Source organism: Protofrankia sp. CiP1_Cm_nod3, assembly GCF_982290655.1.
The window spans coordinates 1-7,726 of the sequence record NZ_CEVIVD010000020.1; the positions used below are offsets into that span (position 1 = coordinate 1).

Sequence of the window (7,726 nt, forward strand, 5' to 3'; positions counted from 1 at the left end):
GGCACGGGGGCGCAGCCGGCCGGTCCTGCCTGGTAGGTCCAGCCCGGGCCGTCGCGCAGGTAGGTACGCAGTGCCGTGACGAGCCGGTCGATGTCGTCGGAGCGGGTGCCGACGCCGACGCTTGCCCGCAGGGCGGAGCCCGGCAGGCCCAGCCGGGCGAGCAGCGGATGGGCGCAGAAACGGCCGTCGCGCACGCCGATGCCGTGCTCGGCGGACAGGTAGGCGGCCGCCCGCGCGGCGCTGTCGCCGGGCACGGTGAAGGTCACCACGCCGAGCCGGTCGGACGCGTCCGCCCAGATCCGCGGGATCTCCACACCTGGCAGCCCGGACAGCCCGGCGACAAGATGGTCACGCAGCGCGGCCTCGTGGCGCTCGAGGGCGCCGGGCGCGAGCGCGGCCAGCACCTGGCAGGCCGCGGCCAGGGCGGCCGCGCCGAGCGAGTTGGGGGAGCCCGCCTCGTGCCGCTCCGGGGCGGCCTTCCAGGTGGCGGTGGTGCCGGTCACGCCGGCCACGGCACCGCCGCCGGCGAGGTACGGCGGCGCGGCGTCGAGCCAGTCCGCGCGGCCGATCAGCGCCCCGGCGCCGTAGGGCGCGTAGAGCTTGTGGGCGGACAGCGCGACGTAGTCGACGTCCCAGGCGGCCATGTCGACGCGGCGGTGCGGCGCCAGCTGCGCGGCGTCCACGACGATCCGCGCGCCGTGGGCGTGCGCGATCCTGGCGATCTCGGCGACGGGGACGACCTCGCCGGTCACGTTCGACGCGCCCGTCACGGCGACGAGGCAGGCCGGCCGGTGCGCCAGCGCCCGCCGGAGACGGTCGAGGGTCGCGCCGACGGTGCCCGCGGCCGGCAGGCAGCGGTGCCGGACGGCACGCCAGGGCAGCAGGTTCGCGTGATGCTCGACATCGAGGAACAGCACGTCGCCAGGGCCGGCGTCCCCCGCCCGGCCGTCGCCGTCCGAGCGGCCGGCGTCCGCCCCGCGGCCCGGGCTGTCGTCCGGATGGCCGCCGGCCGCCGTCCCGGGCAGGCAGCGGGCGAGCAGGTTGAGCGCGTCGGTGGTGTTGCGGGTGAACACCACGACGTCCGTGGGCCGCGCGCCGACGAAGGCGCCGACCGTCCCGCGCGCCGACTCGTACAGCGCCGTGGTCACCTGGGAGGCGTAGCCGGCGCCGCGGTGGACGCTGGCGTAGAACGGCAGGATCTCCTCCACCCTGGCCGCCACGGCGGACAGGCACGGGGCGGACGCGGCGTAGTCGAGGTTGGCGTAGCGCTCCTGCCCGCCCTGGACGAGCGGAACGCGCAGATCCGCGCCGACGACCGGCAGCAGCGGCCCCACCGGCAGCGGCTGGGCGCTGGCGGCGACGCCGTCCACGGCCACGGCAGACGGCTCCCCCGGCCGCGGACGGACGGGGGTCTGGATGGCGGCAGGGGCGGTCACAGCACTCCTCACGGGTCCACCGGACCCGGAAGGCGGGTCCGCGCTTACCGCAGCCACGCGGCTACGGCCTGGTCCTCACCCGGGGCACCCCACCGCGGAGGAGGGTTGCCGGCCAGCAAGCCGGGGCTTGACGCTGGCGCTCATGACCTGTGCCGAGCATACCGGGGATGTCGGACACGTGCCCGGCGGTGGCGCCAGCTCCGGCGGACGGCCCCCGGACCCCTCCACCGGCCGCATCACCGATCAGGAGCTGGGCGCCCCGGCCGGGAACCCGGCCGGACCCCGCCGAACAGGACGCGGCTCCCGCCCGCGGCCACGCCGGGCGGGAGCCGCCGGACGGCCCGTCCCGGCGGCAGCGGTCACGGGCCGCCGAGGTCCGGGACGATGATCGAGCCGTCTGCGGCGAACGGGAGACCGGGATTGTGGGCGATCTCCCAGACGTGGCCGTCGAGGTCGGTGAAGACCCCCGCGTAGCCGCCGTAGAACGTCTCGGCCGCGGGACGGGTGACCGTGGCCCCCGCCCGTTGCGCCGCCGCGATGACGTCGTCGACCTCCGCCCTGGAGCGGACGTTGTGCGCGAGCGCGACACCGCCGAACCCGTCCGCCCGCCCGGCGGTGCTCCCCGTGGCGGCGCTTCCCTCGGCGATACCGCAGTCGCGGGCCAGCCTGTCGCGTCCCCAGAGCACCAGCACGGTGCCGCCGGCCTGGAAGAACACGGTCTCCTCGAGCTCCTGGCCCTGCCAGCCCAGCCGCTCGTAGAACGCCCGGGCGCGTCCCACGTCCCCGACACCCAGTGTGATCAGGCTGATCCGCTGCTCCATGAGCGGAAGGTATCCGACCGCTTTCCCCGGCGCGGGACGGCTTTCCGGGCGGATCTCCGCGAACCGTCTCATCCCGCCCGGTGGCCCGTTCGCGACGGCGGTCACGAGCCCATATCCGGAGGGTGGTGGACGTCGGGAGTTCCGGGTTCTGCGATGTCTCACGGCTGGCGGGACAGCGCGGGACGGATGATCGGGAGGATGTTGCCGGGAACGCGCGGGGCGGCCCGGGCGGGGCGTCGGAGCGGGTGTACAGGAATGAACGAGGATTGTGACGGCGGATCGGTTGTACAGTGCCGGGCATGGCATCCCGCCGCTTTCTGCCGCACAGCGACCGCGTGATCGACCAGGTGCTTGTGGCCAGCGCGGCGTGTACCGGCGGGTGCGGCCCGCGCGGGATGCGCTGACAACCGTGGACGGGCGCCACGGCGCCGGTTCCGCTCACGTCATCTCAGGCCAGCCGGTCACACCGGCGCGTCGCCGGACCGTCTGAGCCCGCCCACCCCGAGCATCCGTCCGGGCCCTGGCGCGTTTTCGGTTCGTCGAGCGCACCCGGCTGTCAGCCGGCCGATTTCTCCCGGCGGCGGCGGTTGCGCCGGGAACGCCGCCCGGAAGCGACGACAGGAGCGCCGGCGGGAGCGCCGAAGGGCATGCCGCCGCCCGCGTCGCCGGCGGCTCCGAGGGGCCGCCGGCGACGCGAAAAAATGTAATCGCGCTGTTTTTCCGGCTCTTCACAGCTCGCTGGAAAATGTAATCAGACGACTACAGAACTGGCGAGTACACGGTGACGGTCTGCGGCCCAGCCGCCTCGCCGCGGGCGCGGTCGGCGTGGCGCTCGTCGCCGAAGAGCCAGGTCAGGGCCCTGTCGGTACCCAAGCCGCGAGGCTGGCAGACGGCTCGCGGCTGCACTGGGCCACCACTGGCAACAACTCCTGGTGATCGGATGAACACAGTTTCCGGTGCACTGCGAGGAGCCGTTTTTCCACCCGTACAGCTCTCCATCCGTAGCGCTTTCCGCCCGTGCCGACAGGGAGCCGAGCATGCCACTCATCCATCCACGACTCGCGGGCACCGACCTGGTGCCGGATTTCCTGCTGGGGGACGAGAACGAAACGGTGGGACCGCATGTGCTGGCCGCGCTGACCCGCTCTCTCGGTGCCGCGACCGGGATATGGTCGGCGATCCTGCGCCACGACCCGGTCAACCGCTGGTACACCCGGCTCGTGCTGTCCGGGTCGGTCGAGGTGTGGCTGATCAGCTGGTGCCCGGGCCAGTACACCCGCGCGCACGACCACGGCGGCGCGTTCGGCGCGCTGACCGTCGTCCAGGGCCCCGTCACGGAGATCGTCTGTGACGCGGACTGGCGGCCGCGCGGCTGGCGGCGGCACGAACGGGAGGCGTCGCCCACATTCGGCCGCGACCACATCCACAAGGTGGGGAACGCGGGGAGCGCCCCGGCCGCGACCATCCACGCCTACTCCCCCCCGGAGCTGCCGATGCGGTACGCGCCGGACGCCGCCGAGCAGGCGGTCGAGGGCTTCCTGTTCGCGAACGTGACCGGTGGCGGCCTGTTCGACGCCGTGCCGGCCGACGCCACCGCCACCGCCGGCGCCGGCGCTGTCGCAGGCAGCCTCGCCACGGCCGCTGGCGGGGACGTGGCGGGGGTTGTCGCCGTGGGCGGAGGACGGCCGTGAACGGCAGCCGGATCGACGCGATGCTTGCCCGGGCACGCGCCCGCCTGGAACGTCTCGACCCGCCCACGGCTGCGGCGGCGGTGGCGGGCGGGGCGCTGCTGGTCGACATCCGGCCCGCGGCCCAGCGCGGCGCCGAGGGCGGCATCCCCGGTGCGCTGATCATCGAACGCAACGTCCTGGAATGGCGGCTGGACCCTACCAGCGACGCGCGCCTCCCCCAGGCCACCGGCGACGATGTCAAGGTCATCATCATCTGCTCGGAGGGGTACACCTCCAGCCTCGCGGCGGCGTCCCTGCAGGATCTCGGCCTGCACCAGGCCACCGACGTCGTCGGAGGCTTCCGCGCCTGGGAGCGCGGCGGCCTCCCGATAATCACCTATAGCGACGAAGATCGTCACCTTCAGTAACTAACTTCACTGAAAGGTCTTGGACGATCTCTTAGCGTAAGGGTGCTCACTATCACGGTGAGTAACGGGGGTGACCGCCGAAGCCCGTCCGCATCCCCGTGTCGGCCACACGCGCGGACGGGGCCGGGCCCCATCTGCCCGGAACGGCGGCAGAGGGGTGATGGCATGTCCATCTCGAGCCGTACGGTCTCACCCACGATCACCGCGGTCTCCTGCGCCGTCGCCGTCGCTGTCGCGGTGGCCCTGACGCCCCACCCGGCCGGGGCGGCCACCGTGACGGCCACCGGCGCGCCCGCCGCGGCCGGCGCGGCCCTGGACGCCCCGACGGGGCAGGGGCCCGCGGCGACGGCCTGGGCGGACGGGCAGGAGCCCGCCGGCAGCACCGGGCAGAAGTCCACCGGCGGCACCGGGCAGAAGTCCGCCACCAGCGGGAAGCGGCATACCGGTGACAAGCAGAAGTCGACCGGCAGCCGACAGGCGTCAGCCGCCGGCGGACAGGCGTCCGCCGGCGGCAGGGGGGAGTCCTCCAGCAGCGGACAGGATCCCTCTGATGACGTATGGAAATCCTCCGGGGGCGCATGGGGATCCTCTGATAACGGATGGGAATCTTCTGGAAGCGGAGGGGAGTCGTCCGCTGGCGGGCGGGGGTTCCCCGGCCGGTCGTTGCGCCGGGGAAGCCAGGGTGACCCGGTGGTGCGGCTCCAGATCCGGCTCGGGATCTTCGCCGACGGGTGGTTCGGCCCGCGGACCGCACACGGCGTCCGCGCCTTCCAGGCCGGCGCCGGGCTGGCCATCGACACCGTGGTCGGCCCGCGGACCTGGGATGCGCTCTTCGGCGCGCCAGCCTCACCGGTAGCGGCACCCACGCCGGCAACAGCCCCGACAGTGACGTCGACAGTGGTGTCGGCAGTGGCGTCGACAGCGACGCTGGTGGTGACTCCGGCGGCGGCAGCGGTTCCGGTGGGGGCGTCCACCTCGGCCGCGACGGCGGCACTCGCGGCCGCCGAGCGGCAGATCGGCAAACCGTACCGTTACGGTGCCGCCGGGCCGGACGACTTCGACTGCTCCGGCCTGGTCCAGTACGCGTACGCCCAGGCCGGTGTCTCGATTCCCCGTACCACCTACGACCAGTTCGCCGCGCTGCGGCCGGTCGGCTCCGCCGAGGCCCGGCCGGGAGATGTGGTCTTCTTCCTCGACGCCGAGGGGGAGGCCTACCACGATGCCATCTACGCCGGGAACGGGCAGATGATCGTTTCGCGTCGCCCCGGCACCAACGTCCAGTACCAGGACATCTGGTCGGGCGACTATCGCATCGGACGGGTCTGAAGACCGGAGGACCTGCAGCTTCCGGCCGGCCGGAAAACATGATCCCATCACCTTGGGCGCTCTGACCGTAGACTCTGCGCCACGTGCCGCCGACGATCATAGTTGTGATTCTGCTCACCCTTGCGATCGTCGGGAACACGCTCTCCGATCCCCCCGGGGGCGCGCGGGAAGCCAGGATGCCCGGTTTGACACCACCGGGCATCTACTACGAGTGGTAGTACGCATACCCAACGCTGCGACTGGACAACGGAACGTCGATCAGCGCGGCCGGAACCGGATGTCTCGCACATACTGCGGACGCGGGCGTTCCGGAACCCTTGCTATCCCGTCGAGAGCCGTCTACGTTCCTCGGTTAACGAGACGAGACGGGTTCGTTTCCGACGAAGAGGGTGTCCAGGCGTGCGCAATTCATGCCGGACAACCCTGGCTCCGTCCCTCCCTGAGGTTGTGGTTCCACGCGAGCAGAGGAGTCGGTGTGCTTTCCAACACATCCACTCGTTGCCGCGCATTGTCATGCCCGCCGCAAGCGACGTCCCGAGGAGACATCATGCTGAGTCATCCGCGGCTGCTGCCTACAGGTAGCGCTGCCGCCTACCACCATCGGACCGGATTGTGCCTCGATAGTGGCAGAATCGGCGGAATCTCATGAGCGCCGGCGTACCCGTCCTGCCCGGACGCGACCTTCCGCCGCAGCCCTACGGCGCTGGCTGGCCCGCCTACTGGCGGCAGGAAGCCGCCTGCCGGGACGGGGATCCCGACGCGTTCTTCCCGCCGGACGGGCGTAACACCAAGGCCCGGGCGGCGGCGGAAACCCGGGCCCGGAAAGTATGCGCCAGCTGCTCCGTGCGGCGGGCCTGTCTCGCGACCGCCTTATTCCGCCAGGAGGAACACGGCGTGTGGGGCGGGCTTACCTCGGACGAACGCAATTCCGTGGTTCCCCGCGGCCGGCTCAGCGCGGACGACGCCCTTGCCTTTGCCGACCGCCTGCTGCTTTCCACATACGCGACCAGCTGATCCTTACGGCTGATTTCTAGCTCCACCGTAGGATATTTTTCACCACTTCGGGTGAGGCACCGCCGTCGATGCGAGCCGTCGATGTGAGCGAGTGCCTCGCCCGGCGCCATGGCCGGGGCACCGATGATCGACAACGATCGGCGCGGCACCGGCCGGCGCGGCACGGCCGACGAGGCTTCCCTCGTCCGGGTGCGTGAGGCTTCCCATGCGGGCGAGATGCCGCCGGACGAGGCGGGCGCCCCGCGGCGGGCGTAGAAAAGAACCATTGACGCCCCGGTCCGAGATGGGCAGGCTGCGTGTCGTCGCCGTCCGAGGAGGAGCTGCGTGTCGCCTCGTCCCGCGCCCGGTCGCGGCGTCCGGGTGTCTGCCGGTCTCCCTCTCCCCACGGGTCTCTCCCCACGGGCCGCGCGGTGAGGCCGCCGCGTCGCCTGTTGCTGCTGCGCCACGGCAAGTCCGACTGGGCCGACGGCAGCATGTCGGACGCCGACCGCCCGCTGTCGCCGCGCGGCCGGTCCGCCTGCCGGCTCATCGCCGAGCACCTGACAGCCGACCAGCTCACCCCCGACCTGGTGCTGTGTTCCTCGGCCCGCCGGACCAGGCAGACCGTCGAGCAGATCGCCGGAGCCCTGCCGGCGGCCGTCCCGGTGCTGACCGAGGACCGGCTCTACCTCGCCGACGTGTCGGACCTGCTCGACCGCCTCCGCGAGCTCGACGACGGCGTCCCCACCGTCCTGCTCGTCGGCCACAACCCGGGTATCCACGCGCTGGCCACCGGCCTGCTCCCGGTCGGCGAACGCTCGCGGCTGCCCACCTTCCCCACCGCGGCGCTGGCCGTCGAGGACCTGGCCGTGGGCCGCTGGGCGGAGCTGGGGCCGAGCACGACCCGGCTGGTCTCGTTCGTCACCCCACGCTCGCTGGCCGGCTCCAGCAGCCACTGACGCCGCCGCGGCGAAGCCTCGGTACCGGCGGAGCCGTGCTGCCAGCGAAGCAAGCCGCTGTACTGACGAAACCGACGAAGCATCAGCACCAGC

At 72.6% G+C, this 7,726-nt stretch carries 9 protein-coding genes and 1 riboswitch; of the genes, 7 read left to right on the forward strand and 2 right to left on the reverse strand.

Annotation, left to right across the window (positions count from 1 at the left end):
* Together AC5LUJ_RS06480 and AC5LUJ_RS06485 are read right to left on the reverse strand one after the other, a co-directional pair.
* Window positions 1-1,436, reverse strand: a 1,436-nt coding sequence (locus AC5LUJ_RS06480) for an aminotransferase class V-fold PLP-dependent enzyme (RefSeq protein WP_493464627.1), incomplete at its 3' end; no start/stop codon positions are given.
* Window positions 1,437-1,471: 35 nt separating this feature from the next.
* Window positions 1,472-1,584: riboswitch (SAM riboswitch) on the reverse strand.
* Window positions 1,585-1,795: 211 nt separating this feature from the next.
* The gene (locus AC5LUJ_RS06485) at window positions 1,796-2,362 is read right to left on the reverse strand and encodes a VOC family protein (protein WP_250285373.1); all 567 of its coding nucleotides are present in this window, start codon (window positions 2,360-2,362) and stop codon (window positions 1,796-1,798) included.
* Between the two features lie 932 nt (window positions 2,363-3,294).
* Between AC5LUJ_RS06485 and AC5LUJ_RS06490 the strand changes: the two genes are divergently transcribed.
* The 7 genes from AC5LUJ_RS06490 to AC5LUJ_RS06520 all read left to right on the forward strand — a co-directional run bounded on the left by AC5LUJ_RS06490 (window position 3,295) and on the right by AC5LUJ_RS06520 (window position 7,633).
* Complete coding sequence (locus AC5LUJ_RS06490) at window positions 3,295-3,948, forward strand: cysteine dioxygenase (RefSeq protein ID WP_250285372.1); 654 nt, start codon at window positions 3,295-3,297, stop codon at window positions 3,946-3,948.
* Between the two features lie 20 nt (window positions 3,949-3,968).
* The gene (locus tag AC5LUJ_RS06495; protein WP_493464632.1) at window positions 3,969-4,355 is read left to right on the forward strand and encodes a rhodanese-like domain-containing protein; all 387 of its coding nucleotides are present in this window, start codon (window positions 3,969-3,971) and stop codon (window positions 4,353-4,355) included.
* A gap of 165 nt (window positions 4,356-4,520) precedes the next feature.
* Window positions 4,521-5,681, forward strand: coding sequence for a C40 family peptidase (locus tag AC5LUJ_RS06500; protein ID WP_250291191.1), 1,161 nt, complete (start codon window positions 4,521-4,523; stop codon window positions 5,679-5,681).
* An 83-nt stretch (window positions 5,682-5,764) separates the two neighbouring features.
* Complete coding sequence (locus AC5LUJ_RS06505; RefSeq protein WP_445548366.1) at window positions 5,765-5,899, forward strand: hypothetical protein; 135 nt, start codon at window positions 5,765-5,767, stop codon at window positions 5,897-5,899.
* A gap of 427 nt (window positions 5,900-6,326) precedes the next feature.
* The gene (locus AC5LUJ_RS06510) at window positions 6,327-6,695 is read left to right on the forward strand and encodes a WhiB family transcriptional regulator (RefSeq protein ID WP_250287090.1); all 369 of its coding nucleotides are present in this window, start codon (window positions 6,327-6,329) and stop codon (window positions 6,693-6,695) included.
* A 123-nt stretch (window positions 6,696-6,818) separates the two neighbouring features.
* Window positions 6,819-6,950 carry a hypothetical protein gene (locus AC5LUJ_RS06515; protein WP_445548365.1) on the forward strand — a complete coding sequence of 44 codons (132 nt, stop codon included), beginning with the start codon at window positions 6,819-6,821 and terminating at the stop codon, window positions 6,948-6,950.
* A gap of 155 nt (window positions 6,951-7,105) precedes the next feature.
* Entirely contained in the window at window positions 7,106-7,633 is a 528-nt protein-coding gene (locus AC5LUJ_RS06520) for a SixA phosphatase family protein (protein ID WP_250287092.1), read from the forward strand.
* The last annotated feature ends 93 nt before the right edge of the window (window positions 7,634-7,726 follow it).

Excerpts from the sequence above, each read along its gene's own strand:
- AC5LUJ_RS06490 (WP_250285372.1), top strand. The coding sequence starts at position 3,295 with ATGCCACTCATCCATCCACGACTCGCGGGCACCGACCTGGTGCCGGAT.
- AC5LUJ_RS06495 (WP_493464632.1), top strand. The coding sequence starts at position 3,969 with ATGCTTGCCCGGGCACGCGCCCGCCTGGAACGTCTCGACCCGCCCACG.
- AC5LUJ_RS06500 (WP_250291191.1), top strand. The coding sequence starts at position 4,521 with ATGTCCATCTCGAGCCGTACGGTCTCACCCACGATCACCGCGGTCTCC.
- AC5LUJ_RS06510 (WP_250287090.1), top strand. The coding sequence starts at position 6,327 with ATGAGCGCCGGCGTACCCGTCCTGCCCGGACGCGACCTTCCGCCGCAG.
- AC5LUJ_RS06515 (WP_445548365.1), top strand. The coding sequence starts at position 6,819 with ATGATCGACAACGATCGGCGCGGCACCGGCCGGCGCGGCACGGCCGAC.